This window comes from Janthinobacterium sp. SUN137 (assembly GCF_030587265.1).
Taxonomy (GTDB): Bacteria; Pseudomonadota; Gammaproteobacteria; order Burkholderiales; family Burkholderiaceae_D; genus Janthinobacterium; species Janthinobacterium kumbetense.
In genome coordinates this window covers 465,599-489,760 of record NZ_JAPWHZ010000003.1, presented here as the reverse complement: position 1 = coordinate 489,760, position 24,162 = coordinate 465,599, and the positions used below count along the sequence as shown (strand labels likewise).

Below are 24,162 nucleotides of genomic sequence, written 5' to 3'. Positions count from 1 at the left end.
GCTGCGGGAAAGCCGGGCCGCTTAGTTTGGCGCCTTGCAGGCGGGCAGGGCGGCCGCGTCCCGCGCGGCGTCGGCTGCATTCGCCGGATGGCGCAGGAAGGCGAGGATCAGCAGGGCCGACGCCGTGGTGATGCTGGCCAGCACATACAGCAAGTGGCGGAAGGCGGCGCCATAGGCTTGCGCCAGTTCGGCGGCGCCGGCCTGCGGCAACAACGCGCCCGCATGGCGCAGCTCGCCCAGCGCCAGGAAGGGCGCCGCCAGCGCCGCCTGCTCCGCGCCGATGCCGGCAAGGCCGGCGCCGCCCAGTGCCGCCATGGTGAAGGTGCCCAGCAGCGCGCTGACGATGGCCAGCGCCAGGCCTTCGCCCGCCACGCGCGTCGTATTGAAGATGCCGGCCGCCATGCCGGCCCGTTCGACGGGCACGACGCTGATGGCCAGGCCATCCATCAAGCCCCAGGGCAGGCTGATGCCGCAGCCGATCAGCAGTAGCGGCCCCAGCAAGGTGGCGGGCGACTGGCCCGGCGCGCAAGTGGAGAGCCACAGCAAGCCGCTAGCCGCCAGCAGTAATCCGCTGGCGCAGATGTGCGCGGCGGCAAGGCGCTGCGCCGCCATGCCGGCCAGGATCGGCAGCACCAGCATGGGTGCCGACAGGGCGATCATCATGCGTCCCGCCTCCAGCGCGCTGTAGCCTTCGATGCCGATGAAGCGGGCCGGCAGCAGCACCAGCAGCACGACGAAGGAAAACGCGGGCGCGGCCGCCAGCAGTTGCACGCCGGCAAAGGCGGGCAGGCGGAACAGGGATAAATCCAGCATGGGCCGCGCCGCGCGCCGCTCCACGCGGATGAAAAGGGCCAGCAGCAGTGCCGCTGAACCGAACAAACCCAGGCTGGCGGCGCTGTTCCAGCCACTGTCGGGCGCCTGCAGCAAGCCATAGGTAAACAGGGACAAGGCGCCCGTAAACGTCAGGGCGCCGGGCCAGTCGACGCCCTGCGCTTGCGGGTCGCGCGATTCGCGCATGGCGCGCGCGGCGGCCAGCAGGGCGGCCAGGCCGGCCGCGGCCGTGGCGACAAAAATGGCGCGCCAGCCCGTGTGCGTGATCAAGGTGCCGGCCAGGAAGGGACCGAAGGCCAGGCCCACGCCGAAGGCTGTGCCGATCAGGCTGAAGGCGCGCGCACGGGCGGGGCCGTCGAATTCCTGCGCCAGGGCCGCCAGTCCGCTCGACAGGGCCATGGCGCAGCCCAGGCCCTGCACGGCGCGCAGCACATCGAGCCACAGGATGCCGGGCGCGGCCGACAGCGCCAGCGCGGCGGCGGAAAACACGCCCATGCCCAGCAAGAACACGCGCTTGCGGCCATAGCGGTCGGCCAGCGCGCCTGCCACCATCAGGCAGCCGCCAAAGCTGAGCATGAAGGCATTCGTGATCCACGCCAGCGCCAGCGGCGAGCCGTGCAGGTCGGCGGCGATGGCGGGAATGGCGATGGCCGGCCCCGTAAAACTGAGCGGCATGCATAGCGCGGCGAGGCAGACGGCCGCCAGCACGAAGGCGCGCCGGGCCGGGGAGGCCGGCTTCATACGGTGATTCGTATCCATGGGAATGATTCCAGAAAGAGGGAATCTGATGATAATATGGACGTAATCAATGAAAAAGTGGCTGAAAATCCACTCATAACGGACAAATATTCCCTAATCAACATGGCGAGATGATATGGATAATCTGAACGGCATTGCCGCCTTCGTGCGCGCGGCGGAAACGTCCAGTTATGTGGCGGCCGGGCGGCTGCTCGGGGTGTCGGCCTCGGCCGTGGGCAAGAGCGTGGCGCGGCTGGAAGAAAAGCTGGGCGTGCGCCTGCTCAACCGCAGCACGCGGCGCATCAGCCTGAGCAACGAGGGGGCGCTGTTTTACGAGCGCTGCCAGCGCATCCTGGCCGACCTCGGTGATGCCGAGGCGGAACTGTCGCACCTGGCCGAGGCGCCGCGCGGCAAGCTCAAGGTCAGCCTGCCCGTGATTGGCTACCGCATCATCCTGCCCCTGCTGGCCGACTTTACGCGCCAGTATCCGGAGATCGAGCTCGACCTCGATTTCAACGACCGCCTCGTCGACGTGGTGGCCGAAGGCGTCGACGTGGCCGTGCGCAGCGGCACCTTGACGGATTCGCGGCTGATGGCGCGCGAGCTGGGGCCGTTTGCCTTCGCCATCGTGGGCTCGCCCGCGTATTTCGCCCGCCACGGCGTGCCGGCCACGCCGCGCGCGCTGGAAGGGCACGCTTGCGTGCGCTATAAATTCCCCACCACGGGAAAACTGCAGGAATGGGCGCTGCAGCGCGCCGGGGGCGACAGCGGCGGCGAGTTGCGCTTACCGACCGCCTTGACCTGCAACAATATCGAAGCCTTGATCGGCGCCGCCACGCAGGGCGTGGGCCTCGCTTACCTGCCTGACTTTATCGTGCGCGACGCCATCGCGCGCGGCGAATTGCAAGCCGTGCTGGCCGACTACCTGCTGCACTCAAGCAAGTTCTGGGTGCTGTGGCCATCGAGCCGCCACCTGTCGCCCAAAATTCGCGTCTTTGTTGACCATTTGTGTACCCACCTGCATTTTTCCGCGCCCCCTGCCGACCCTGCATCCTTCCCGTGATGCCCCTGGCCGCCGCGCCGGCGGCTGGTTGGGGAATATTCCTACCCCAAAGAGATTATTCCTAACACCGCTGAATTTATATTTGCTGCACCGCATCAGGCAATGCCGCACGGCATCAACTTATACCCTTCCTGAATACCGGTCATTCGTTATGGAAATTGCCATAAGGAATTTATTTATGTTAATTTCATATCTGTTTCTGCAACATTGCATCGGCTGGTCGCTTGCGGGAACATGTGCAGGATTAGGCGCCATAAGCGTGTAGTAACCAACAATTAAGGGATGGTAACCCCGTTCCGTTCAGGGAGTGTGCATGAAGACAGTCACTACGACACCGCCGGATCTGGCGCCAGCCGCGCCAGCGAAACCGGCCCGTAAAACGGGTCTGCTGCTTGGTGGCGGCGCACCAAATTCCACCTTGATCGCCGGCGCCCTGGCCGCTTTCCTCGACGAAGGCATCGAGTTCGACGTCATTTCCGCCTCGGGCGCCGGTGTGTTGATGGGTTTGCTTTACACGACGCCGCACGAGGCAACGCCGCGCCAGGCCTTGCAAAGCTGGGCCGACACGGGCGTGGCCGACAGCATTTACAAGATGATCCCGATCAACTACAAGGTGTTCCAGAAGCCGGGCATGCACGCGAGCACTTTCCGCGATGCTTTCCAGCCGCCGGCCAACAATCCTTTTTTTCAGGCGTTCCAGCAAACGTTTGCGGGCGTGCCCACGGCCTGGTCGGACTGGGGCAAGCTGATGGTGTCGTCGCTGTCGCCGTCGGACCTGTCGGCGAAAAGCCTGGGCCTGTGCGCGCACTTGCCCTTCCTGGAAAAGGCCGTGGATTTCTCGGGCGTGGCCCGCATACGCCCCGATTTCTACATCAATGCCTACAACCTCAGCGAACACCGCATGCAAATCTGGGGCAAGCACGAAATCGAACCCATCCACGTGCGCGCCGCGTTGTCGTTTCCGTTTCTGTATGCGCCCACGACCATCGCGGGCGACGACTACATCGAAGGCGCGGCGCTCGACACGCTCAATTTCGACCCGTTTATCGAAGGCAAGGGCGAGCACCATGACGCCGACACCCTGGTCATCCTCGATATCCTCGGTGACGAGCGCTTGCTGCGCAAGCCGCGCAACCTGTACGACGCCTGGGTGCGCTCCATCATCACGCCGCTGGTGAAGATTTCCAAGAGCGAGCTGCGCCTGTTCGAACTCGAGCACAACACGGATGCGCGCACGGGCCAGCCCAAACGGCGTTTGCTCAAGCTCGACCTGATGGGCGGCATCCCGGAACAGCACTGGCCCGACACCCTGGACTGGTCCAGTTCGAACATGCAACTGCTGTTCGACGTGGGCCACAAGGCGGGCCTGGCGTTTTGCCGCCAGCATGGCGACTTGCTGCGCCGCACGCCTGACGCTGCCCCGCTGGCGGCCTAGCCACCGATCCCCGGCCACCTGATCGGCAGCTATTTATCCTGCCTGGCCTTGCCAGGCCACTCTTTTTACTGTGAAACACCATGAATATCACCAAGCAATTAATTCTGACTCTCACCATCGCCTTGCTGGCCCTGCTATTGCTGGGCGCCGGCGGCGCCATCCAGCTGCAGCGCGCCCAGGAGCGTTTTGACACGGTGCAAAACCGCATCATCCCCAGCATCCAGGGCTTGAATGCGGCCAAGGGTTTCCTGGCCGACTCGCGCCTGGCTGGCTACCGCCTGTCCGTGTTCTCGAATTTGGCCGACAAGACGGCGCTGGACAAGGCCGTGGCCGATGCCAACACGAATTTCGACAAGGTCATCACCACCTACCGCGCCGAGCGCCTGTACGATGCGACGGACAGCAAGATGCTCGATGCCGACCAGGCCGCGATGGAAGCCTACCGCCGCGCGCTGGTGCCATTCTTTGCCGCCGCCTACGCGGGCGACATGGATGGCGTGCGCGCCACCTTGCTGGCCGGCACGCCGCTGGCCATCACGGCCGCGGCCGCCAAGAAAAGCATGGATGACCATATCGCCTACAACAACAAGCTGGTCGATGACGTGAAGGCGGAAAGCCTGGCCGCCTACGATACGGCGTTCAACACCATGCTGGCCGTGCTGGGCGTGGCCGTGCTGCTGACGGGCGCGCTGGCCTGGCATATCTACCGCACCATCAGCGGCGGCCTGGGCGATATCGAACACACGCTGGAGCGTGTCAGCGCTTCGCTGGACCTGTCCGCCGCCATGCCCGTCGAGCGCATGGATGAAGTGGGCCGCACGGCCACTGCCTTCAACAAATTCCTCGAGCGCATCGTCGGCGTGATCGCCACCGTGCGTACCTCGGCCGATACGGTCAGCGTGGCGGCCGCGCAGATTTCCGCCGGCAACGCGGACTTGTCCGTGCGCACGGAGCAGCAGGCGTCTTCCCTGGAAGAAACTGCGTCCAGCCTGGAAGAGTTGACCTCGGCCGTGCGCCAGAATACGGACAATGCGCGCCAGGCGAACTCGCTGGCCGTGTCCGCTTCGGACGTGGCCCGCAAGGGTGGCGCCGTGGTGGCGCAAGTGGTGGGCACGATGGGTTCGATCAACGAATCGGCGAAGAAGATCGCCGACATTATCGGCGTGATCGACGGCATTGCCTTCCAAACCAACATTTTGGCGTTGAATGCGGCCGTCGAAGCGGCCCGCGCGGGCGAACAGGGCCGCGGCTTCGCCGTGGTGGCCACGGAAGTGCGCAACCTGGCGCAGCGCTCGGCGGCTGCCGCTAAGGAAATCAAGGGCTTGATCGAGGATTCCGTCGACAAGGTCAACACGGGCAGCGCGCTGGTCGACCAGGCGGGCGCGACGATGGAAGAAATCGTCGCCAGCATCCGTCGCGTGACGGACATCATGGGCGACATCGCCAACGCCAGCCACGAGCAAAGCGCCGGCATCGAGCAAGTGAACCAGGCCATTTCGCAAATGGACCAGGTCACCCAGCAAAATGCGGCCCTGGTGGAAGAGGCTGCTGCAGCCGCATCCTCGCTGCAAGACCGCGCCGTCGAGCTGGTCGACGTGGTGGCCGTGTTCCGCCTGCATGGCGACGCCCAGGCAAAACCGTTGAAAGTGGCAGGCGGCTTGCCGGCCCCGGCTTCCGCCTCAGCCAGCCGGCGCCTGGCGTTGCCTGGCCGCAGCGCCCGCGCTTAAGCTTGGAAATTGCCCCGGTACGCCGGGGTTTTTCTTTGGTGGCGGTGCTGTTCCATGGGGGAACGTTGATGTTGGGATGGCAAGGGCAGGGCGCCGCCTGGTTCCGCGGCAGTCTGGGAGTATGCTTGCCTTTTGCGAGTGTGAGTCCGCAGTCCAAAGCGGATATCGCAGTCGAAGCGCGTTAAGACGGAAGTAAGCCATCAAGTTTGGCCCCGTGTCATAACTTGCCCGAAGCAGGAGTGCGTTTGCGCTCTGGCAAGTTGAATCCCGTTTTATAAAACGCATCCTTGAATTCTACGCATCCATTACAGGGCCTAACGGTTTCTAATGCCGATATGCGCTGCTCAGTCAGTTGCATCAAACATAAGTCCATCGAAAAATGGTAAGCACTTCCGCCATGCATTGCCTTGTTCTGGAACTTGCACTCCGCGTCGCGGAAAACAAGCCATGCACGTTGCGCGCTTTGCAGCCCTTGTGGCTTGGCAAGCGCGTACATCAATGTCTTGTAGATGACGTTTAAACGCGTGTCGGATTCTTTTAGCTCTCGACTCATGCAGAAAGTATTTTCAAGATTATTACCTTCTTCGCAATGCTCCTGTTTTATCGATGCCATATCGCTTTGTTGTTCGGAGGCATTGGTCAAGGACGACAGCGAAAGGCTCAAGAAAATACCGCCCAACATGGACAACCGGCTTAAAACAGTAATTCCCACGAGCACTCGCTCCTTCTGATAATTGATCGTATTGAGATCCGCTCCTGGCCTGACCCGGTTGTTAATCAAAGATAATTCGCTGTCCCACTTCGAATTCATTCTCGTGGCAGTAAAACAGGATAAGCGGCGTGTCGTTCGAATAAACCATCGCGTCGTCACGTGAAGGGACAAAAATATCCGACCAATTCTCGACCAGGAACACACTGCTGCACAAGAAACATTCGTCTTCTCCAAATACCACCACGACTTGCTGGTTTCCCGGCACACGGGCACGTAACCATTTGCTTGCGATGGCCGCATCCTCTCCGGATGCGAACCGCTCGATCGCGTCAACGGTGTTAGCGTTCAGGCCGAGATGCGTCTTCGAGTCGTGAAGGCCTGCTATCTCATAGGCGCGGCGGGCATCCTCGGCATTCAGCCAGGCGACATCCGCTGAGTGATGCTGTAGTTCCTGAACCCGCCAATGTGCTGTGTTCATCATTTCTCAAAATTTCATATGCTCGTGGTTATGGCGAGCAGCGCGGTCGAATCCGGTGCATCGCTTGATCCTGGCGCCAAACAAGGCTGTCATCATGGTCCGGCTTTATCTGCGACCAGTATAACCAGAATCTAATTCTATTGGCATGATAAAAAAACAGTGTATCCTGCAATTCCAGCAGATATATTTTTTGTCGAGGCAAAGAAAAAGCTGCGGCATTTGTTTCTGCTGGCGGAGTATCTTTGAATTGGCGCAATGGCATGGCGATATTGCGTGATGAATGCTATGCCGCAGGCAAATATCCAGACACAGCGCGGCGCCGGATAGCAGACCCAGTTACTTTCACCACAATGATAGGGAGATTCCCAATTGATGCAAATCAAAGAAAGCATTCACATTGCAGTCCCGCCCACGGTCGTCGACCAGATTTGGAGCGAGGTCGACCGATGGCACCTGTGGGATCCGGACACAAAGCAAGCCCGGCTCAATGGGCCGTTCGCGGTGGGGACGCATGGCAGGATCGTTCCCAGCAAGGGGATGGGCATTCCGCTGCTGGTCACGGAGCGCACTGCCGGCCGCTCGTTCACCGTCGAGGGCCACATCCCCCTGTTCCGCATCCACTTCGAGCACACGGTTGCCGCCGTCAATGGCGGATCGGAAGTCGTTCACCGCGTGTGGTTTACGGGAGCGCTTGCCTTTCTGTTCGGGCCAGGCGTTGCCAGGCAAGTCAGGGTCGGGCTTCCCAGGACGATGCTTTCGCTGAAGGCCTATGCCGAGAAGCGCAACGAAACACTCCATGATGGCGAGGCGGGCAGGGCTGGCGCGACTATAGCCTGATAGATAGTTTCCCCTTGTCAATTCCTTGCAAAGCACTGCAGCAAATTAACGTGCCGTTCCCGTCATGATGGAATACAATTCTTGCGTGGCAGCCAGCTTGCCTGGCAAGGCCGGGCACGGCACCACGCTTTGACCTCGGAAAGATGTTGGCTTATGACTCTGCAGTTCCCCCAGCGAACGGCGCCTTGCGCGCCATCCACGCTCCGCCTTTCACGCAAGCCCCTCGTTTCCCTGTTCGTCCTGACGTTTTCATGCCTGCTGCTCACGGCGCCCGTCATGGCGGCCACGCCAGCCAGCGGCAGCGTCATGCTGGAAGAACTGACCAGCACGGAGTTGCGCAGCCGTATCGACCATGGCGCCACCACCGTGCTGGTGCCGATTGGCGGCGTCGAGCAGAGCGGGCCGTACATCGCGCTGGGCAAGCACAATGTGCGCGCCGGGCTGCTGGCGCGGCAGATTGCGCAAAAGCTGGGCAATACCATCGTCGCGCCCGTCGTTTCCTACGTGCCGGAAGGCAGTATTGCTCCGCCGGCCGGCCACATGCGCTTTGCCGGCACGATCTCGATACCGCCAGCCGCCTTCGAAGCCGTGCTGGAAGGGGCGGCCGCCAGCCTGCGCCAGCATGGTTTCCGCGACATCATTTTTCTTGGCGACCATGGCGGCTATCAAAAAAACGAGCAGAACGTGGCGAATAAGCTCAACCGCGCCTGGGGCAAGGCTTCCACCGGCAAGGAAGCGCGTGCTTACGCCTTGCTCGACTACTATGACATCACGCAATCGACCTATATTGCCGAACTGCAGAAGCGCGGCCACAGCAGCGCCGAGATCGGCCTGCATGCCGGTTTGGCGGACGCGGCGCTGATGCTGGCGACGGACCCGTCGCTCGTGCGCAGCGAGGCCATGGCCCACGGCCCCAAGCCTGGCGTGGCGGATGGCGTGCGCGGCGACGCGACCCGCGCCACGGCTGAACTGGGTCAGATCGGTATCAAGCTGCAGGTGGACACCTCGGTGGCTGCCATCAGGCAACTGCTGCAACGACCTAAATAATTCCGCTGGAAGTGCTGAACTTCCGGCTTTTGCAACGAAACGACGCGAAATCACATGAAAAAATCTCAACGACGCACCATCGTCACCTTGTCCGCCCTGGCTGCCGCACTGGCCGGCCTGGGCGTGGCCAGCCAGGTCATCGGCGCCAGTACGCCGGCCCCGGCCGCCGCAGCGCCGGCCGCCGCGTATTCGCCGCTGCCGGGCATGCCCCCGCTGGTGGACCCGAAAAACGTGTACGGCAGCATCGCCAGCAGCAATATGAGCCCCGTCGTCAAGGATCACTTGCGCCGGGTCTACGTGCCCAACCTGCGCTCGAACGATGTGTATGTGATCGACCAGGACAGCCTGAAAGTGGTGGACAAGTTCAAGGTCGGCAGCGGCCCGCAGCACGTCGTGCCGTCGTGGGACTTGCGCACCCTGTGGGTGGCGAACAATGCCGAGCGCACGGACAAGGGCAGTTTGACGCCGATCGACCCCTTGACGGGCAAGCCGGGCAAGGAAGTGCCCGTCGATGATCCTTATAATATGTATTACACGCCGGACGGCAAGTCGGCCATCGTCGTGGCCGAAGCGCGCCACCGCCTCGATTTCCGCGATCCGAAGACCATGGCCGTGCAGTACTCGATCGACACGCCCCAGTGCGGCGGCATCAACCATGCCGATTTTTCCAATGACGGCCGCTACGCCATGTTCACCTGCGAATTCGACGGCACCATCGCCAAGATCGACCTGGTGGGCCGCAAGGTCGACGGCTACCTGAAATTGCAGATGCCGGCCAAGCGCTTTGCGGAGTCCGGCCCCGTGGGCGGCCCGGCGAATGAAATCTGCAGCGTCAAGAAGGGCATGCCGCAAGACATACGCATCTCGCCGGACGGCAAGAAATTCTTCATCGCCGACATGGACGCCGACGGCGTGCACATCGTCGATGGCGCCACCCTGAAGGAAATCGGCTTCATCCAGACGGGTGTGGGCGCGCACGGCCTGTATCCGAGCCGTGACGGCAAGAAATTGTACGTGGCCAACCGCGGCACGCACCGCATCCATGGCAAGCCGAAGGGCAAGGGCAGCGTCAGCGTGATCGACTTCGCCACGGAAAAAGTCGTGTCGAACTGGCCGATTCCCGGCGGCGGCAGCCCCGACATGGGCAATGTGAGTGCCGATGGTAAATATCTGTGGCTGTCCGGCCGTTTCGACGACGTGGTGTACCGCATCGATACAAACAGTGGCGACGTTTCCAAAGTGAAAGTCGGCCAGGAGCCGCACGGCTTGACCGTGTGGCCGCAGCCGGGCCGCTATTCGCTGGGGCATACGGGCAACCTGCGCTAGGCGAGGCGCGTGGCGCTCCCTGGAACCGCAGTGCCGGGTCTGCAGTTATGCTTGCCTAAAAAGCAATGTTGGCGCATACTGTATTCCCCATTCCACTACCTTCAGGGAGCACCAGCATGATTCTTGATCACATCGGTTTGAATGTCAGCGATGCACAGGCCAGCAAGGCCTTCTTTTCGGCCGCCCTGGCGCCCCTGGGCGTGTCGGTGGTGATGGAAGTGCAGGGCTGGGTCGGCCTGGGCAAGGATGGCAAGCCCGATTTCTGGTTCGGGGTGGGCGGCGCGCCGCATGCCGGCATGCATCTCGCCTTCGCGGCGGACAACCGCGCCCAGGTGGATGCTTTTTACCAGGCCGCACTGGCAGCGGGCGGCAAGGATAACGGCGCCCCCGGAATCCGCGAAATCTATCACCCGAATTACTACGGCGCTTTCGTGCTGGGCCCGGACGGTCACAATGTCGAAGCCGTCTGCCACCGTCCCGAACCTTGACGCCGGTCATTACCTGAAGAGAGCAGCATGAAGCACAGCGCCACCCTGTTTGCCGACGATGCCGGCCGCTATGCCTATGTGAAAGCGGGCTTTTCCTGGCCGGCCCTTTTGCTGGGCTCGCTCTGGGCCGTCGCCAAGCGCCGCTGGTGGCTGTTGCTGCTCATGCTGGCCATGGATGCCTGCCTGTGGTTTGGCAGCCACCTGGCCACGGAACTGCGCATCGGCCCGATGATGCTGCTGATGGCCGCCGTGGAGCTCAGTTACCTGCTGGCGCGCGGCTGGTATGGCAACCGCTGGCTGGAAGCGTCGCTGCGCAGCCGTGGCTACAAGCCCGTCGTGCCGGGCTGAACCTGCCTGGCACAGATTTCCCATCACGTCACTGACGTTTGCCAAAGGCAAGCCGTCCAGCCAAAACTTTCTGCGCAGCCTAGCGCACCTTTGATCCAGATCATCCCTCAACTGCGGTGCTCACGTAGCCTTGGGACTCGCGTTGCAAAGCATCGTCCCACCAATCGGATATGTTTTTTCGCGTTTCGTGGCGTAGCCCGGCCGTCTTCCTCACCGTTCGACAGCCGGTGGTGTCGCCATCTGTTTATGTCCACCCAACCGCTATCTAATGAGGAACTCCATGTATCCATATTCCCGTAGTGTTACCCCCGCCGCCAAAAACCACCTGGAAGCGCAACTGGCTTTTTTCAATGGACTGTCGAAGTCGCTGTTCCAGTCGGTGCAGCACTTCAGCGACCTGAACATGCAACTGGTCCAAGGCTTGCTGGAAGAAACCGCAGTCACCAGCCAGAACCTGCTGACGGTCGAGCGCGCTGAAGATGTGTTCCAGGTGGCTGCCGCGGCGGGCCAGCCAGCCGCCGAGCAACTGCGCAAGTACCAGCAACAGGTGTCGCGCCTGGCAGCCGATACGCAGGTCGAACTGGCCAACGTGGCAGAGCGTCATGTGAATGAAACGAGCCGTACTGCCAAGGCGCTGGCCGAAGAAGTGGCCCGCACGGCGTCGGAAGAAACGGAGAAAAACGTGCGCAAGCAGCAGGAAGCCATGCAGCGCATCGCTGAACCGTTCCAGGCCTATCAGCAAAACGGCGCCAGCCGCGACCAGCAACGGGGCGCGCAAAGCCGTGACGGCCAAAGCCTGCAAAGCGGCAGCCACCAGGGCAGCCAGCAGTCGGCCGGCAGTGAAGGCTCGGCCAGCGGCAGCGTATCGCAAGCGGGTTCCGCACAAAGCAAGAGCAGCAGCGCCAGCCGTAAAGAGTAAGCACGCGGCTGCTTGCGGCTGAGCCGCTTCGCGAGGGCCGAGCCTTGAGCTGCGGCCAGCCGGCACGCAGCATCGTGCCTCCTGGTTTGGACAGAGCGCCCGCCCTTCACGGGGCGGGCGTTTTGTCGTATGCGTGCAGTTCAGAGGCCGGCGTGGCCGCGCCAGGTGAGCGGGTGGGCACGGTGATGCTTGCCGGCACGGCTGTCTTCGGCGAGACGGCGGACAAGACCGTGTCACCGCTCCCGCTCCCGCTGTTGGCGTCGATGAAGGCGCTGACGGCGTCCAGGGTGGGCGCCAGCCTGCGCAAGGGCGCTGCCAGCGTGGCGACCAGGGTGGCGTGGCCCACGTGGTCGAAATACGTTTCCGTCACGGGCCTGGCAAGCGTCCGCAAGGCCTTGGCCAGACCGCCCGTGTTGCGTCGCGGATCGACCAGTTTATCCTGTCCGGGCAGGGGGGCGATCAGCAGGGCGGGCGGGGCTGCGGCCGTCACGTGGTGGATGGGCTGCGACGCGGCGGGTGTGTCCGGGTAAAAGAAAACGGGCCGGGTGGTGGTGTTTTCGATCGGCAAGAAATCATAGGGGCCGGCCAAACCTATCCAGCCCCGCAAGTCGTGTGGGTGCATGCCATGGCGCGCCAGCAGGCTGGCGTCGAGCGCCACCATCGCCGCATTGTAGGCGCCGGCGCTATGGCCCATGACGAACAGGCGCGTCGGGTCGCCGCCGTGGCGGCTCGATTCCATCGCGGCCCAGGCCACGGCGCGGGCCGCATCCTGCAGGATTTCGGGATAGTGCACCTCCGGATACAGCCGGTAGTCGGCGATCACGGCCAGATAGCCGCGCGCCGCCAGCGCATGGCCCACGAAGGCATAGTCGGCGCGCTCGCCCGTCGTCCAGTTGCCGCCATAAAAGAACACCACCACGGGCACGGGCCCCGTACGGATTTTGGGGGCGTAGACATCGAGCTTTTGCCGTGGCAGGGGGCCGTAAGCGAGGCCGCGCGTCACGTGCGAAGCGCTGCCGGACGAGAAGGCATTGATGGCCATCAAGGGTGAGCAGGCGGCAAGGCCGGCAGCCAGTGGGATGGCCGCCAGCAAACCGAGCAGGGTGGTGCGCAGGATCGTCATGCCAGCTCCTGATGGTGAGGGGTGATGCTTGCAGTGTAGGCCAGGCAGGGCAGGGCGCACACGGGAAAGTTGCTGTATAGCATAGATAAATGTGGCATGCGTCAATCAATCCTGCAACAGCCATTTGCGCGCGGTGGCGATGACGGCGTCCGACAGGGTGCGCGTGAGCGGGGTCTGGATATCCCAGGCATGCCAGGTCAGGGGCACGTCGAGCGCCTGTCCGGCCGCCACGTCGACCAGCCTGCCGGCGGCCAGCGCCGTTTCCGCCTGCAGCAGGGGCACCATGCCGTAAGCATAGCCCGCTTCGATGAAGCGCACGAAGTCGCGCGCCGAACCGAGCACGTGGTGCGGATAGCGGCCCGTGTAGCCGAGCCGGTGCTGCAGATAGCGCTCGTGCAGCGCATCCTTGCTGCCGAACGTGATGGCGGGCGCCTGGCTGACGGCATCCACCGTAAATCCATGGGGAAACCATTGCTGCGCGAACGCGGGCGAGGCCACGCACAGGTAGCGCATGCCGCCCAGCGGCGTGGCCGTGGTGCCCGCCACCAGGTCGTTGGCGCTGGTGACGCAGGCAAATACGCGCCCTTCGCGCAACTGGCTCAGGGTGTGGTCCTGGTCGTCGAGGCGGATATCGAGCAGGCAGGACGGCGGCGACAGCAGCGGTCCCAGCGCTTCCGGGATCCAGGTGGCGGCGCTGTCGGCGTTGACGGCGATGGCCAGTTCCGGCAAATGCGTGGTGGGGCCGGGCTGGGCGTCGAGCGCCGCTTCGAGCAGCTTGACTTGCCGGTAATGGGCGATCAGGCGCTGGCCCGCTTCTGTGGGCAGGGGCGGGTGGCTGCGGATGATCAGCAGGGTGCCTTCCAGGTTTTCCAGGGTGCGGATGCGCTGCGACACGGCCGGCTGGCTGATCGCCAGCGCCTGCGCGGCCTTTTCAAAGCTGCCCAGGCCGATCACGGCGTCGAGGGCGGCCAATCCACGGTAATCGACGACGCGCATAAGTTTCTCTTATATATGGTTAGAATCATTCATTATACTTATATTTACTTTTTCTTTACACTGTTGAAATAGGGTAACAACTCCACTCTCCCGCGCGGTCCTGCTGGTACCGCTACACCCTCCACCTACCTTTGATGACTTTGCCGTTGCCGGCAGAGCGTGGGCGGCCGTGCGCGTGATGGAAAGCAATAAAGGAATCGATATGGACAGCGCAATCTTCTTGAAAGGCATGGGGCTCGGAGCGAGCCTGATCGTTGCCATCGGCACGCAAAACGCCTTCTTGCTGAAACAGGGCTTGAAGCGTCACTACGTGCTCACCTGCATCCTGGTCTGCCTGGTGTGCGATGCGATCTTGATCACGGCCGGCGTGGCCGGCATGGGCACCTTCATTGCAGACAACCCCAATTTCTTGCTGTGGGCCAAGGCCGGCGGCGCGACCTTCCTGATCGCGTATGGCTTGCGTGCCGCAAAGTCCGCCTGGCGCCCAACGGCTCTGACGGTGTCGGCTGCCAAGTCGCCGGAAGGCTACTGGGCCGTGATCGGCGCGGCGCTAGCGTTCAGCCTGCTGAACCCGCACGCCTTCCTCGACACGGTCATCCTGCTCGGCTCGATCGGCGGCCAGCATGAAGGCGTGGGACGCTTCTACTTCGCCGGCGGCGCCATCATGGCTTCGGCCCTGTGGTTCTTCCTGCTGGGCTTTGGCGCCCGCTACCTGGCGCCCGTGTTTGCCAAGCCCATGGCTTGGCGCGTGCTTGACGGCATCATCGCCCTCGTCATGTGGGCCATCGCCGCCTCGCTGTTCCTGTAAGGCATCAGCTATAAGGCATCAACGCGTCAGGAAGGCCAGCACGCGGCTGGCCAGCTTGCCATACGGCGGCCACAGCAGTTTCAACGCACTGTAGCGGGCCTGGTAAAACACGGGCCGCAGCTTGCTGAAGGTGTGAAAGCCTTCGACGCCGTGGTAGTGGCCCATGCCGGACTCGCCCACGCCGCCGAAGGGCAGGTCGTGCTGGCCCACGTGATACAGGGCGTCGTTGACGGACACGCCGCCCGACATCACGCGGTCGATCAGCAGCTGCACCGTGTCTGTTTTGTTGCTGAACGGATAGATGGCCAGCGGCCGTGGTCCCGCATTGATGCTGTCGATCACGTTCTCAAGCCTGGCATAGCCGCGCAGCGGCAGGATGGGGCCGAAGATTTCCCGCGTCAGCAACAGGCTGTCCTCGGGCGCGCCGAGCACGATGTGCGGCGCGATCTTGCGCGTGGCGCGGTCGTAGGCGGGCCCCGGCAACAGCGAAATCACTTGCGCGCCCAGTGCGCGTGCTTCGTCGAGCGCCTGCAGCAGGCGTTCAAAGGCGGGCTCGTCGATGATGGAAGTGTAGTCGGGCGTGTCCAGCCGCGGGTAGCGCGTGGGCACGATGGCGCGTGCGTGTTCGACGAAGGCAGGAATGCTGGCCTCGGGCAGCCAGGCGTGGTCGACGCACGTGCAGATTTGCCCCGCGTTCAGGAACTTGACGAACAGGATGCGCTCGGCTGCCGTGCGCACGTCGAAATCGGCGCAGACGATGGCCGGCGCCTTGCCGCCCAGCTCCAAGGTGACGGGGCACAGATTGCGCGCGGCGGCCGCCATGACGGCGCGGCCCGTCTGGCCGGAACCCGTAAATAGCAGGTGGTCGAACGGCAGTTGCGAAAATTCCATGCCCACGCCGCCCGTTTCGTCAAAGAACTGCAGCTTTTCCGGTGGAAAGTAGGCGGGCATGGTGTCGATCAGCAGCCGCGCCAGGTGGCGCGAGTTTTCGCTCATCTTGACCATGGCGCGGTTGCCGGCGGCGAAGATATAGGTCAAGGGCACCAGGCTCAGGTTCACGGGAAAATTCCACGGCACGATGACGCCCACCACGCCCAGCGGCTGCGGCATCACGCGGTTGCGGGCGCCAGGGAAATTGCGCCAGTCCACGCCGCGGCGCTGCGGCCGCATCCATTTTTTCAAATGTTTAAGGACGTGGTTGATGCCGTCAATGGCGGGAAAGATTTCTGCCAGCAAGGTTTCGTGCCGGGAACGGTTGCCGTAGTCGGCGCTGATCGCCGCGCACAACGCGTCCTTGTGGTCGCGGATGAAGCGCTGCAAGGTGTGCAAATCGCGTTTGCGCTCGGCCAGGGTCGGCACGGGGTGGGCCAGGCAGGCGGCGCGCTGCAAGCGCAGGGCGGCAGCGAGTTCGGTGCTCAATAGCATGTTTTCTGCGACATCAGGCATTGTTTTCCTTGGCCGGCCCGGCAATGTGCGCGCCGTTTCATCACACGTTTCAGCACACTATAGTGGACTCTGCGGATAAGTGCCGCCAGCGTGCCGACGGCGCTGCACGATACGCCGTAAAATGTCCGGCAACTGTACGCTACTCTTTCCAGGAATGCCATGACCTCGACCACGCCAGACTCCCTGCACATCGTGTGCCCCCATTGCGACGCCGTCAACCGCTTGCCGGCAGCGCGCCTGATCGAACAGCCCACGTGCGGCAAGTGCCAGAAGGATTTATTTACGGGCCAGCCCGTGGACCTGGCCAGCGCCCGCTTCCTCAAGCATATCGAACGCAGCGACATTCCCGTGCTGGTCGACTTCTGGGCGCCGTGGTGCGGTCCGTGCCGCAGCATGGCGCCATTCTATGTGCAAGCCGCCAAGACCCTGGAACCCGCATTTCGCGTCGTCAAGGTGAATACGGAAGCGTCGCCGGACCTGGGCAGCCGTTTCAATATCCGCAGCATTCCCACCCTGGCCCTGTTCCGCAGAGGCGTGGAAGTGGCGCGCCAGCCGGGCGCCATCGATGCGCAAGCCATCATCGCCTGGGCGAGGGACAAGGCGCGTTTCTAAACGCACAGGAAAACCATCACAGTTTTCCATTTGACATTTAATATGGCGCCATATTATATTGCGCCATATGATAAAGCTCGAACAGAAATACACGGCCCTGCTGGGCGACGTGCAGCGCCGCGCCAGCGGTCTCGACATGGCGCAGTCCACGGCGCGCTTGCGCCTGTGCTTTGAAGTGCTGGGCCTGGCCTCCGCCATCGATGGCGATTGTGCCGCGCGCCTGGGCCGGCATGACTTGTCGGAAGGAAAATTTGTGCTGTTGTCCCTGCTGCGCGACGTGCCCGGAGGGCTGTCGCCGCACGAACTGGCCGAGCAGGCCGGCGTGACGCGCGGCACCATCACGGGCTTGCTCGACGGCCTGGAACGCGATGGTTTCCTGGCGCGCCACGCGGACCAGGTCGACCGGCGCAAGCTGCTGGTGCGCCTGAGCGCCAAGGGAGACCTGGCCGCCGCCACCCTGGTCGATGAACACGCGCAATGGATCGCCAGCCTGTTTGCCGATTTCACGCCGGAAGAAATGCAGTTGCTGAGTGCGCTGCTGGAAAAAGCCTGGCGCAAGACGGATAGAGGTGAAATGCAGGGTGCGCCATGAGCCGCGGCGTCGCCGACATCGCTCCCGCGCGCCTGGCCCTGCTGAACGGCGGAAGCGTGGCCAGCGCCACCCTGACGGAAGGGCTGGCCATCGATTTCGCCCAGTTGCTGGCTGCGGCCGTGCCCGCTATCGGCGCCGCTCGGCTGGATCAACTGCGCGCGCAGGCAGCAGCCGGCATCACCCGGCGCATGGCGCTGGCGGCGCAATTGCTGCTGGAAGCCAACGCCGACCTGGCGCAGTTGCAAGCGCATGCGTCCGACACGGTACGTGGCTGGGCCTGCTTTGCCATCGCCGCCCAGGCTGGCCTGACCTTGCCGCAACGGCTGGCGGCCATGCGGCCGCTGGCCGACGATGGGCACTTCGGCGTGCGCGAATGGGCCTGGCTGGCGCTGCGGCCCCATCTGGCGGAGAGCCTTGACGAGGCGATTGCTTTGCTGGCGCCGTGGACGGCTGACCCGTCAGAAAGAGTACGCCGTTTCGCTTGCGAAGCGCTGCGCCCGCGCGGCGTGTGGTGCGCGCATATTGGCCGGTTAAAAGAACAGCCGCAGCTGGCCTTGCCCGTGTTGCATGCCTTGCGCGCCGATCCGGCCGTCTACGTGCAGGATTCCGTGGCCAACTGGCTCAACGATGCGGCCAAGAGCCAGCCGGATTGGGTGCGCAGCCTGTGCGCGCAATGGTTGCAGGAAAGTGCCAATGCCGCCACCCAACGCATCTGCAAGCGCGCCCAACGCTCGCTTGCTTAACTTTTTGGAGGAAAACATGCATTACCTGTTAGAGCTGTACAACCCGAAACCCGCCTGGCTGGCCCTCGACGCCGCCGCGCGCCAGGCATATTTCGGCACGGTGGGCGCCGGCATGGCGGCCTTGTCCGGCACGGGTGCCGAAGCGCTGGCCATGGGCGCCATCGATGGCGGCAAGCTGCATGGGGCTGCCCAGCAATTTTATGCCGTCTGGCGCTTCCCGGACGAGGCGGCACTGGATGCCTTGCTGGCCGGTATCGCGGCCACGGGCTGGCATGATTACTTCGACACCATCAATGCGGCGGGACCGGCCGTGGATTTTCCTGCCCACCTGGCGCAACTGGCGGGCGTCTAGCCGTCCGCCGTTTTCCTTGCCGCTGCGGTAAAGTTGGCATTTCCATCCGACCATTGACGTTGATGCCAATCAAACTGCTCTCCATCCTGATGCTTGCCCTGGCGCCCATGCTGGCGTCGGCCATCCCTGCCACCCCGCAAGCCCTCGTCGCCGCCGCCCGCAAGCAGGTGGGCGTGACCCTGCAGTACGACCCGCGCTACGAACGGCTCGCCTATCCGGGCGGCGACGTGCCGCTCGAGCGGGGCGTGTGCACGGACGTGGTGGTGCGCGCCTACCGCCAGCTGGGGCAGGATTTGCAGGTGCTGGTGCACGAAGACATGCGCAAGGCGTGGCAGGTGTACCAGCAGCAAGGACGCTGGCAGATGAAGGGGCCGGACCGCAATATCGACCACCGGCGCGTGCCGAACCTGGGCACCTACTTTGCCCGCCATGGCACCAGCTTGCCGCCAAGCAAGGAAGCGAACGCTTACCGCGCGGGCGACATCGTCACCTGGCGCCTGCCGCGCAACCTCACGCACATCGGCATCGTCAGCGACAAGCAGTCGTGGGGCGGCGTGCCGCTCATCATCCACAACATCGGCGAAGGCGCGCGCGAGGAAAATATTCTATTCAGCTATCCCATCACGGGGCACTATCGTTGGCAACCGCGCTGAGGGGCAGGGGAGCGATCTCCTGCAGGATCGCCAGCACCTGGGCCAGCGCCGTGTCGATATCGAGCTTGTCGATGGCGCCATAGCCGAGGAACAGGCCTGCGTGGCGTGCCTCGCCGTGATAAAAGCCCGATAGCGCATACAGGCTGATGTCGGCCAGGCGCGCGCGGCGCAGCAATTCGGCGATATCGAGCGGCGCCTGGGCTAGGGCCGCCACGTGGAAGCCGGCGCTGGCGGGCACCAGGCGGAACCACGGCGACAGCGGGCCGTTGAACCAGTGCTGCAGCCGCTCGCGCCGCCCCGCATAGATATCGTGGCAGCGGCGGATATGGCGCAGCAGATGGCCGTCGCCGATGAACTTGGCCAGCGCATGCTGGCCCAGGCTGGCCGTGTGGCAATCGCTCAGGTATTTCACCGTTTCCACGGCGGCCACGATAGCTTGCGGCAGCACAACATAGCCGAGCCGCAATTCTGGCAGCATGATCTTGGAAAAGCTGCCCACGTGCGCGACGACGCCGTAGCGGTCCATGCTTTGCAGGGAATCTTCGGGCCGGCCTTCGTAACGGAAGGCGCTGTCGTAGTCGTCCTCGATGATGATGGCGCCCAGCTGCTGCGCCCGTTCCAGCAAGGCATGGCGGCGCGCCATGCTCATCGGCATGCCCAGCGGAAATTGATGCGCGGGCGTGACATAGATCAGCCGCGTGCCGTCCGGGATTTGTCCGACGATGAGGCCATCCTCGTCCACGTCGATGCCCACCACGCGGGCGCCCTGGCTGGCGAACACGGCGCGCGCCACCGGGTAGCCGGGTTCTTCCACGGCAACCGTGTCGCCTGCTTCCAGCAAGGTCAGCGCCAGCAGGTGCAAGGCTTGCTGCGCGCCGCTGGTGACGAGCACTTGTTCCTCGGTGCAATGGATGCCGCGGCTGAAAGCGGCATGGCCGGCGATCGCCGCGCGCAAGGCCGGCAAGCCGGCGACAGGGCCATAGCGGCCGCGCGCCTGGCCACCCTGGCGCAGCGCGTGCAGCATGCAGGCGCGCCATTCATCCTGCGGGAAGTGCGCGGGCGTGGCGCGCCCGCCGATGAAGGCATAGCGCGCCGGCTCTTCCTGGCTGGCGCGGCGCAGGGGCGTGGGCGTCGCTTCCCAGCGGGCGATGCGCTGCGCGCTGGCCAGCGGCGTGCTGGCGTGGCGACGCTGCGGCGACGCGTGCGGCGTCTGCACGAAGCTGCCCACGCCCACTTTGCCGACCAGCAGCTTTTCATAACCGAGCTTGTCATACACGTCGGACACCGTCTTGCGCGACAGGCCCAGCTGGCTGGCCAGCAGGCGCGAGGGCGGCAATTGCTGTCCGTCCGTCAGCCGGCCCGAGCGGATGGCCTCGCTGAGCTGGCGGTACAGCTGGCCGCCCAGGTCGCGCGTGCCGTCGATCAGGATGTGTAATTCCATGGAGTATCTGCTGGTGGTCTGCTGTTTTTCGGGGGGATTGGCCTGCCGCGCGCTGTTCCTGGGCCACTACAATGGTGCATCCCTACTCCTTCAAGGAATGCATCATGACACAGCAACGACTCGATTTTACACAAGCTTCGCCGGACGCCGTCAAGGCCATGTACGCGCTGGAAGCGGCGATTGCCAGGCTGGGCGTGGAACACTCGCTGCTCGAGCTGATCCGCCTGCGCGCCTCGCAAATCAATGGCTGCGCCTTTTGCGTGGACATGCACACGAGCGACGCGCGCAAGGCGGGCGAAACGGAACGCCGCCTGTATGCCGTGTCCGTCTGGCGCGAAACGCCGTTCTTCACGCCGCGCGAGCGGGCCGTGCTGGCCTGGACGGAAGCGCTGACCCTGCTGCCGCAAAGCCAGGCGCCCGATGACGTGTATGCGGCGCTGGCGGAACAATTGACGCCGGCGGAAATGGTCAACGTGACCCTGGCCATCGGCTCCATCAATACCTGGAACCGCCTGGCCGTGGGTTTCCGCAAGATGCCCGAATAAATCCTGTGTTCGTTCGCGAACAGACGCCTGGCTGATCCCTGCGTAGTCTGGCAAGACAACTTGTCAGCGAGGGAACGGCCATGGAAGTCAATATCAGCGAAGCAATTGAAAAGACACCGGAACAGCTGGAAGAAGCGCGCCGCGAATTCATCGCGGAACTGTGGCGGCGCTTTGAAACCTTGCAGGAATGGGCCGTCAGCCACTGGCCCGACCAGGAACACCCGCTTAGTTCCGCCGACTTCGTCGAGGCGCGCAAGGAAATCTTGAGCTTGCGTTCGCCGGCCGGTTCCCTGAACCAGCCGGTGCAGCAAAATGAAGCGGAACCGGAGCAGGGCGGCGCGCAGTATGTGGATGTGACGCCCGCCCCCTGGCCTTGAGGAGCGCCTGAGAAAACGTCCATGACTGCGTTGCCGCGCCTGGCCGTACTGGCGTACTGCCTGTGGCACGGCGCCTTGTCCTGAACGTTTTTCAGGTGCCCCCGTCCTGAAAAATCCGCTGTAAAAGTTACTGCTTGACCACTTCCGCTTTCTTGCCCTGCGCAAACACCCAGCACAGCAAACTCACCAGCAACCCCGCCATCACGCCATACGCCAGGTTCAGGGCGCTGTCGAACAGCAGTGGCGCCACCAGGCCCGAGACCAGCGCGAACAGCAGCATCTGGATGAACGACTGCATCGACGAAGCCAGGCCGCTGTTGTTGGGGAAGTGGTTCAAGGCCATCAGGGTCATCGGCGGCATGGCGATCGACAGGGCGAACGAGTAGAAGAACAATGGCAGCACGGCCCACGGCACTTCGGCGGCAAAGAAGTAGTTGTAGCCGATGTTGACCAGCGCGGCGATCAGCATCAGGATGAAGCCGGTCCAGATCATCTGGCGCTGGCTGTAGCGGTGGGCGATCTTCGCCGACAGGGCCGAACCGAACACCATGCCGCTAATTAAGGGAATGAACAGCCAGGCGAATGCCGTTTCCGGCAGGTGCAGGATGTTGATGATGAAGTAGGCGGCCGAACCGATGTACAGGGCGAAGCCGCCAAAGGCCGCGCCGATGGCCGTCGACAGCAGCAGGAACTGGCGGTGGCACAGCACTTTCCAGTAATTGACGGCGATGTCGCCCAGGTGGAAGGCGTGGCGCTGTTCCTTCGGCAAGCTTTCCGGCAGCGCGCGCCAGACGACGACGAACATCAGCACGCCGAAGGCCGTGAGGAACCAGAAGATCCAGCGCCAGCCCAGGCCCACCTGCAGCCAGCCGCCCAGCACGGGCGCGATGGCCGGCGCCAGCGCGAACACCATCATGATGTGCGAGAGGATTTTCTGCGCGGCGGCGCCCGAATAGCGGTCTTGCACGATGGCGCGGCCGATGACGGAACCGGCGCCCGCCGACAGGCCCTGCAGCACGCGCCAGGCCAGCAGCCAGCCCAGCGACGGCGCCAGCGCGGCACCCACGGAAGCGATCACATACAGCACCAGCGAGACGAGAATGACGGGACGGCGGCCGAACGAGTCGGACAGGGTGCCGTAAAACAGCATCATGAAGGCGAACGTGAACAGGAAAAAGCTCAGGGTTTGCTGCACCAGCAGGGGGCTGGCATTGAAATCATGCGCGATGGCGGGGAAAGACGGCAGATAGGTGTCAATTGCAAGCGGTCCGACCATCGCCAGGCCCGCCAAAATCCATGTTAATAATTTAGTCATGTTGAACAGTGTTTTTGTTAGTCCGTCATTTTACGCTAGTGACCGGAATCAGGTTTGACGCCGGCCTTTTTGCCATCCATATGCGTTTTTCGTATATGAAATCTTGAAATTCTTCGTTTGCATCGCTTGCCGCCGCCGCTAAGCTTGGGCGAACCGGCTTGTTTGCCGTTTTCTGGAAGTGATACGCCATGCACAGTATTTATCCCGCGGCGCCCGCCGACGACACGGCCCAGTGGAACCTGGGGCCCGTGATCCAGGCCTTGCGCAGCTCGCGCGAAGACAAGCACAAGATCCGCCATAACGGCAGGGTGCGCGAACTGCCGTCGCGCGAAGCCCTCACCACCATCGTCAACGGCCTGTCGGCAGCCTTGTTCCCAACGCATTACGGGCGGCCCAACCTGACGGACGAAAGCATCGATTATTTTGTCGGCGACACCCTCAACACCACCCTGAACCGCCTCAGCGAGCAGGTGCGGCGCGGCTTGCTCTTTTCCGTACCTGCCGGCGATGAAGGCGATGGCGCGGGCGATGATGCGGCCCTGGCGCAGCAGGCGCGCGACATCACGCGCGCCTTCGCCGCCAGCCTGCCCGATATCCGCGCGCTGCTGGTGTCGGACGTGCAGGCCGCCTACGCGGGCGACCCGGCCGCCACCTCGGTGGCCGAGATCATGCTGTGCTATCCGGGCACCATCGCTATCCTGTACCACCGCCTGGCGCACCGGCTGCACGCCCTCGGCGCGCCCTTCCTGGCGCGCCTGATCGCCGACATCGCGCACACGCTGACGGGCATCGACATCCACCCGGGCGCCCACATCGGCGCCTCCTTCTTCATCGACCACGGCACGGGCGTGGTGATCGGCGAGACGGCCATCATCGGCCAGCGCGTGCGCCTGTACCAAGCCGTCACCCTGGGCGCCAAGCGTTTTCCAGCCGATGCCAGCGGTGCGCTGATCAAGGGCACGCCGCGCCACCCCATCGTCGAGGACGACGTGGTCATTTATGCGGGCGCGACCGTGCTGGGGCGCATCACCATCGGCGCGGGATCGACCATCGGGGGGAATGTGTGGCTGACGCAGAGCGTGCCGCCAGAAAGCAATGTATCGCAGGCGCAGATGCGCAACGATTGAAGCGTGGCCGAGAAAACGTCCATGGCGGCGCTGCGCTTTGCCCTGAACGTTTTTCGGCCACTCTTCGCGCCAGGAGAGGGTTC

Annotated in this window: 26 protein-coding genes; 18 read left to right on the top strand and 8 right to left on the bottom strand. The window is 63.6% G+C overall.

Annotated features, from left to right (window positions below; translation table 11 throughout):
* Window positions 1-21 precede the first annotated feature (21 nt).
* Complete coding sequence (locus tag O3298_RS17190) at window positions 22-1,590, bottom strand: MFS transporter (RefSeq protein ID WP_305060079.1); 1,569 nt, start codon at window positions 1,588-1,590, stop codon at window positions 22-24.
* Between the two features lie 115 nt (window positions 1,591-1,705).
* Here O3298_RS17190 and O3298_RS17185 point away from each other — a divergent pair, with 115 nt between their 5' ends.
* The 3 genes from O3298_RS17185 to O3298_RS17175 all read left to right on the top strand — a co-directional run bounded on the left by O3298_RS17185 (window position 1,706) and on the right by O3298_RS17175 (window position 5,794).
* Window positions 1,706-2,632: a LysR family transcriptional regulator gene (locus tag O3298_RS17185; RefSeq protein ID WP_305060078.1), complete on the top strand. Its 927-nt coding sequence runs from the start codon at window positions 1,706-1,708 to the stop codon at window positions 2,630-2,632.
* 313 nt (window positions 2,633-2,945) lie between these two features.
* Entirely contained in the window at window positions 2,946-4,067 is a 1,122-nt protein-coding gene (locus tag O3298_RS17180; RefSeq protein ID WP_289911661.1) for a patatin-like phospholipase family protein, read from the top strand.
* Between the two features lie 80 nt (window positions 4,068-4,147).
* Window positions 4,148-5,794 carry a methyl-accepting chemotaxis protein gene (locus O3298_RS17175; protein WP_305060077.1) on the top strand — a complete coding sequence of 549 codons (1,647 nt, stop codon included), beginning with the start codon at window positions 4,148-4,150 and terminating at the stop codon, window positions 5,792-5,794.
* Between the two features lie 217 nt (window positions 5,795-6,011).
* Here the strand turns inward: O3298_RS17175 and O3298_RS17170 are convergent, their stop codons facing one another.
* Both O3298_RS17170 and O3298_RS17165 read right to left on the bottom strand, forming a co-directional pair.
* Window positions 6,012-6,605 carry a lysozyme inhibitor LprI family protein gene (locus tag O3298_RS17170; RefSeq protein ID WP_305060076.1) on the bottom strand — a complete coding sequence of 198 codons (594 nt, stop codon included), beginning with the start codon at window positions 6,603-6,605 and terminating at the stop codon, window positions 6,012-6,014.
* A complete protein-coding gene (locus tag O3298_RS17165; RefSeq protein ID WP_289911658.1) occupies window positions 6,568-6,987 on the bottom strand; it encodes a hypothetical protein in 420 nt (139 codons plus the stop codon). The genes O3298_RS17170 and O3298_RS17165 overlap by 38 nt, the downstream gene beginning before the upstream one ends.
* Before the next feature lie 369 nt (window positions 6,988-7,356).
* Between O3298_RS17165 and O3298_RS17160 the strand changes: the two genes are divergently transcribed.
* The 6 genes from O3298_RS17160 to phaP all read left to right on the top strand — a co-directional run bounded on the left by O3298_RS17160 (window position 7,357) and on the right by phaP (window position 11,949).
* Window positions 7,357-7,821, top strand: coding sequence for an SRPBCC family protein (locus O3298_RS17160; protein WP_305060075.1), 465 nt, complete (start codon window positions 7,357-7,359; stop codon window positions 7,819-7,821).
* A 276-nt stretch (window positions 7,822-8,097) separates the two neighbouring features.
* A complete protein-coding gene (locus O3298_RS17155; RefSeq protein WP_305060393.1) occupies window positions 8,098-8,868 on the top strand; it encodes a creatininase family protein in 771 nt (256 codons plus the stop codon).
* 54 nt (window positions 8,869-8,922) lie between these two features.
* Window positions 8,923-10,194: a YncE family protein gene (locus O3298_RS17150; RefSeq protein WP_099664588.1), complete on the top strand. Its 1,272-nt coding sequence runs from the start codon at window positions 8,923-8,925 to the stop codon at window positions 10,192-10,194.
* A gap of 116 nt (window positions 10,195-10,310) precedes the next feature.
* Window positions 10,311-10,682, top strand: a complete 372-nt coding sequence (locus O3298_RS17145; protein ID WP_289905571.1) for a VOC family protein — start codon at window positions 10,311-10,313, stop codon at window positions 10,680-10,682.
* Window positions 10,683-10,709: 27 nt separating this feature from the next.
* Entirely contained in the window at window positions 10,710-11,030 is a 321-nt protein-coding gene (locus O3298_RS17140; RefSeq protein WP_305060074.1) for a hypothetical protein, read from the top strand.
* Between the two features lie 280 nt (window positions 11,031-11,310).
* A complete protein-coding gene (gene phaP / locus O3298_RS17135) occupies window positions 11,311-11,949 on the top strand; it encodes a phasin family protein (protein WP_305060073.1) in 639 nt (212 codons plus the stop codon).
* A gap of 106 nt (window positions 11,950-12,055) precedes the next feature.
* On the opposite strand, the gene O3298_RS17130 is transcribed toward phaP, so the two are convergent.
* The gene (locus O3298_RS17130) at window positions 12,056-13,072 is read right to left on the bottom strand and encodes an alpha/beta hydrolase (RefSeq protein ID WP_305060072.1); all 1,017 of its coding nucleotides are present in this window, start codon (window positions 13,070-13,072) and stop codon (window positions 12,056-12,058) included.
* 105 nt (window positions 13,073-13,177) lie between these two features.
* Window positions 13,178-14,068 carry a LysR family transcriptional regulator ArgP gene (locus O3298_RS17125; protein WP_305060071.1) on the bottom strand — a complete coding sequence of 297 codons (891 nt, stop codon included), beginning with the start codon at window positions 14,066-14,068 and terminating at the stop codon, window positions 13,178-13,180.
* A 202-nt stretch (window positions 14,069-14,270) separates the two neighbouring features.
* Between O3298_RS17125 and O3298_RS17120 the strand changes: the two genes are divergently transcribed.
* Window positions 14,271-14,876 carry a LysE/ArgO family amino acid transporter gene (locus O3298_RS17120; protein WP_034785705.1) on the top strand — a complete coding sequence of 202 codons (606 nt, stop codon included), beginning with the start codon at window positions 14,271-14,273 and terminating at the stop codon, window positions 14,874-14,876.
* A gap of 18 nt (window positions 14,877-14,894) precedes the next feature.
* On the opposite strand, the gene O3298_RS17115 is transcribed toward O3298_RS17120, so the two are convergent.
* A complete protein-coding gene (locus tag O3298_RS17115) occupies window positions 14,895-16,322 on the bottom strand; it encodes a coniferyl aldehyde dehydrogenase (RefSeq protein WP_289911651.1) in 1,428 nt (475 codons plus the stop codon).
* Between the two features lie 159 nt (window positions 16,323-16,481).
* Between O3298_RS17115 and trxC the strand changes: the two genes are divergently transcribed.
* From trxC to O3298_RS17090, 5 genes are all read left to right on the top strand, one after another.
* The gene (gene trxC / locus O3298_RS17110) at window positions 16,482-16,934 is read left to right on the top strand and encodes a thioredoxin TrxC (protein ID WP_099664582.1); all 453 of its coding nucleotides are present in this window, start codon (window positions 16,482-16,484) and stop codon (window positions 16,932-16,934) included.
* 70 nt (window positions 16,935-17,004) lie between these two features.
* Window positions 17,005-17,526, top strand: coding sequence for a MarR family winged helix-turn-helix transcriptional regulator (locus O3298_RS17105; RefSeq protein WP_289912229.1), 522 nt, complete (start codon window positions 17,005-17,007; stop codon window positions 17,524-17,526).
* Window positions 17,523-18,269, top strand: a complete 747-nt coding sequence (locus tag O3298_RS17100) for a HEAT repeat domain-containing protein (protein WP_305060070.1) — start codon at window positions 17,523-17,525, stop codon at window positions 18,267-18,269. Before O3298_RS17105 ends, O3298_RS17100 begins: the two co-directional genes overlap by 4 nt.
* Before the next feature lie 16 nt (window positions 18,270-18,285).
* A complete protein-coding gene (locus O3298_RS17095; RefSeq protein WP_305060069.1) occupies window positions 18,286-18,621 on the top strand; it encodes a DUF6616 family protein in 336 nt (111 codons plus the stop codon).
* A 62-nt stretch (window positions 18,622-18,683) separates the two neighbouring features.
* A complete protein-coding gene (locus tag O3298_RS17090; protein ID WP_251351151.1) occupies window positions 18,684-19,274 on the top strand; it encodes a DUF1287 domain-containing protein in 591 nt (196 codons plus the stop codon).
* On the opposite strand, the gene O3298_RS17085 is transcribed toward O3298_RS17090, so the two are convergent.
* Window positions 19,243-20,715, bottom strand: a complete 1,473-nt coding sequence (locus O3298_RS17085) for a PLP-dependent aminotransferase family protein (protein ID WP_305060068.1) — start codon at window positions 20,713-20,715, stop codon at window positions 19,243-19,245. The two genes, O3298_RS17090 and O3298_RS17085, sit on opposite strands and share 32 nt — an antisense overlap.
* Window positions 20,716-20,819: 104 nt before the next feature.
* Between O3298_RS17085 and O3298_RS17080 the strand changes: the two genes are divergently transcribed.
* Window positions 20,820-21,260 carry a carboxymuconolactone decarboxylase family protein gene (locus tag O3298_RS17080; protein WP_035817618.1) on the top strand — a complete coding sequence of 147 codons (441 nt, stop codon included), beginning with the start codon at window positions 20,820-20,822 and terminating at the stop codon, window positions 21,258-21,260.
* Between the two features lie 80 nt (window positions 21,261-21,340).
* The gene (locus tag O3298_RS17075) at window positions 21,341-21,637 is read left to right on the top strand and encodes a hypothetical protein (RefSeq protein ID WP_251351154.1); all 297 of its coding nucleotides are present in this window, start codon (window positions 21,341-21,343) and stop codon (window positions 21,635-21,637) included.
* 127 nt (window positions 21,638-21,764) lie between these two features.
* On the opposite strand, the gene O3298_RS17070 is transcribed toward O3298_RS17075, so the two are convergent.
* Window positions 21,765-22,952: a multidrug effflux MFS transporter gene (locus O3298_RS17070; protein ID WP_077402553.1), complete on the bottom strand. Its 1,188-nt coding sequence runs from the start codon at window positions 22,950-22,952 to the stop codon at window positions 21,765-21,767.
* 188 nt (window positions 22,953-23,140) lie between these two features.
* Between O3298_RS17070 and epsC the strand changes: the two genes are divergently transcribed.
* Window positions 23,141-24,079, top strand: coding sequence for a serine O-acetyltransferase EpsC (gene epsC / locus O3298_RS17065; RefSeq protein WP_305060067.1), 939 nt, complete (start codon window positions 23,141-23,143; stop codon window positions 24,077-24,079).
* Window positions 24,080-24,162 lie beyond the last annotated feature (83 nt).